Genomic DNA, 2,401 nt, shown 5'->3' on the forward strand with positions numbered 1-2,401 from the left:
GATTTGCTCCGACGCGGGCCGAAAACGCGGGAACACGGTCGACGGCCGGCCAGCCGGCGCGGATCAGGAATCTCGGCAAAAGCGGGTTCTCGCGGGCGCAGTGCAGCACCATCCGGAATCCTGTCGCCAGCCTCGCGGCCGGGTCGTCGTATGTCTGCAGCGCCGGCGATACCGACAGGATCAGGTCTTCGGCCAGTTCCGCACCGGCTGCGCTGATCAGCGATGCCGGCGCGTCGTAATATTTGTAGAACGTCCCGCGCGAAACCTGGGCCTCCAGTATGACGTTATCGACAGTCACGCCCTCGGGCCCGCTCCGGGCCATGACCCGCACGGCCGCATCCGATAATTGCGCAAGCATCTGCTGGCGGCGTCTGGCGGCGACGCGCACGCGATGATCCTCTGGCTTTGGGTCTTCGTTCATGCGATCCCATATTGACGAATTCGTCACTATGAGATAATTCATAATGACATTTTTGTCATTATATTAACTGGCACCGAGGAGGCAAGCGATGAAAAACGGACTTATCTGGGTGGTGGTCGCGCTTTACGCGGCCTTTGCCGCCGCAAAGCCCCTGCTTGCAGGAACAGACTGGTTCGTTCTCGTCCCCCTGGTCTCGATCCTGGCCCCGATCGTCTTTGTGCTTCTGCATGCGCCCCGGCAGATCGGTTGGGCAAATCTCGGCGTTTTCTTCGCGCTCGCCTTTGTCATTAGCTGGAGCTACGAGTCGCTCTCGATCGCCACCGGCTTTCCCTTCGGACACTACCACTACACCGAAGACCTGGGCTGGCAGCTTGGCACCGTGCCGCTTCTGATCATGCCGGCCTATTTCGGCGTCTGCTACATCTCGTGGCACATCGCGCGCACGCTGACCGATGCCCTTGAGCCGGGCCAATCCTTTGGCTGGCCTGTCGTGCTGGTCGCCTCCTTCGTCATGGTGATGTGGGATCTCTCGATGGACCCGTCGCGGGCGACCGTGAACCTGACCTGGATCTGGCACGACGGCGGGGCCTATTTCGGGGTGCCCTTCGTGAACTTCGCGGGCTGGTTCCTCTGTGTGGCGACGATCTTTGCCGCCTTCGCCTTTTGGCTGTCACGTAGCGCGACAAAGACGGTCGCGACGCCCGACCGAATTGCGCAGGCGCAGGCTCTCGGGCTCTATGTCGGGCTCATTGCCGAGTTCATCTCCTTCGCGGTCCTCGGCTCGAAAACCGGCACAGTCACTGACGCCGTAGGGCAGGTCTGGAACCTGCGCGACATCTACGAGTCCCTCGGGCTGGTATCGATCTTCACCATGGGGTTCGTGATTGTCCTGACGGCACTCAAGCTGGCCGCGCCCGCGCGAGACGGCGCGCGATGAGCAGGATCCTCATCCTGGGCGCCACCGGGAACCTTGGGCGGGTCCTGGTAAAACAAGCGCTCAAACAGGGCCATCAGGTCAGCGTTGTCGTGCGGGATCCGGCAAAGCTGCCCTCGGAGACCATTGCGCGGTTAGAGGTTAACCGTGGCGACCTGACCAGCCTGTCGAATGCGGATCTTGCTCGCCTAGTCACCGGTCGCGATGTTCTTATCAATGCGGCAGGCAATGTGAGAGACGGTGAAGGTTTCACCGCGCTGATTGATCGGATCATCGGCGCCGCAGAATCGGTCGCACATCCGCCGATTTGCTGGTTCATGGCTGGTGCGGCCCTGCTCGACATGGGGGAAACGGGGCCGAAAGGATTCGAACTTCCGCTCATCCCCAAGCACTACCAACGACACGGCAAGAACTTTGAGCGTCTCTCGCGCAGCAATCTGGACTGGCGGTTGTGCTGTCCTGGTCCGATGGTAGACGAGCCTCCAGTCGGGCTTGGCTCCATGCGGGTTTCGGTCGACTGCTTCCCCATCCGCCCACCATCCTGGACGAAAATCGCGCCACGTATTCTCACAGTTCCCCATTTCATCAAGAGCGTCGGCCAGATCACCGTGCCCTATGCCGATGTTTCGGAACTTATGTTGTCCAATCTGTCGCCCGGGGGTGCATTCGCGCGAAAACGGATCGGCATAGCGCTGCCAGCGGGGCAGACCAAGCATAAGCGCAGATGACTTTGGCGGCCCCCTTTTCTTGAAAGGGGTCGGGTTGTTTCGAAGGCATTTGGATTTCAGGGGCGTTCGGGTGGCGGCGGTGTCAGGCAAATTCGAACTCGTCTCTATAGCGCAGGATGGTGCTGTCAGACTAATTCGAACCAGTCTCTGCTTGTACAGTGACGCTGTCCTTATGCCGCGCAAAGACCACGCCACTCGGCGAGAGCGGCGGCTCGGTTGAGTTTGAAGTTTTGGCGTGAGTAGAGGTGTCGTTCCGAATTGAAGTGGTTGAGGACAGACGCGTGGATGGCGGAGAATTTCTGCAAACTTCGCATCCGC

General features: G+C 60.3%; 3 protein-coding genes and 1 pseudogene. 2 read left to right on the forward strand and 2 right to left on the reverse strand.

Features of this window, described 5'->3' with window-relative positions; genetic code table 11:
* Positions 1-421, reverse strand: a 421-nt coding sequence (locus WBB85_RS06705) for a TetR/AcrR family transcriptional regulator (protein ID WP_432637850.1), incomplete at its 3' end; no start/stop codon positions are given.
* An 88-nt stretch (positions 422-509) separates the two neighbouring features.
* On the opposite strand from WBB85_RS06705, the gene WBB85_RS06710 reads away from it, so the two are divergent.
* Positions 510-1,358, forward strand: a complete 849-nt coding sequence (locus tag WBB85_RS06710; RefSeq protein ID WP_432637851.1) for a carotenoid biosynthesis protein — start codon at positions 510-512, stop codon at positions 1,356-1,358.
* A complete protein-coding gene (locus tag WBB85_RS06715) occupies positions 1,355-2,083 on the forward strand; it encodes an NAD(P)-dependent oxidoreductase (RefSeq protein WP_432637852.1) in 729 nt (242 codons plus the stop codon). The genes WBB85_RS06710 and WBB85_RS06715 overlap by 4 nt, the downstream gene beginning before the upstream one ends.
* Positions 2,084-2,253: 170 nt before the next feature.
* Here WBB85_RS06715 and WBB85_RS06720 read toward each other — a convergent pair.
* Positions 2,254-2,401: pseudogene (locus WBB85_RS06720) on the reverse strand (IS6 family transposase); the annotation flags it as partial.

Origin of the sequence: Albidovulum sp. (assembly GCF_049646345.1) — a bacterium.
Taxonomy (GTDB): Bacteria; Pseudomonadota; Alphaproteobacteria; order Rhodobacterales; family Rhodobacteraceae; genus Albidovulum.

Bases quoted from the DNA above. Each gene is read 5' to 3' on its own strand.
- WBB85_RS06710 (WP_432637851.1), top strand. From the start codon at position 510: ATGAAAAACGGACTTATCTGGGTGGTGGTCGCGCTTTACGCGGCCTTT.
- WBB85_RS06715 (WP_432637852.1), top strand. From the start codon at position 1,355: ATGAGCAGGATCCTCATCCTGGGCGCCACCGGGAACCTTGGGCGGGTC.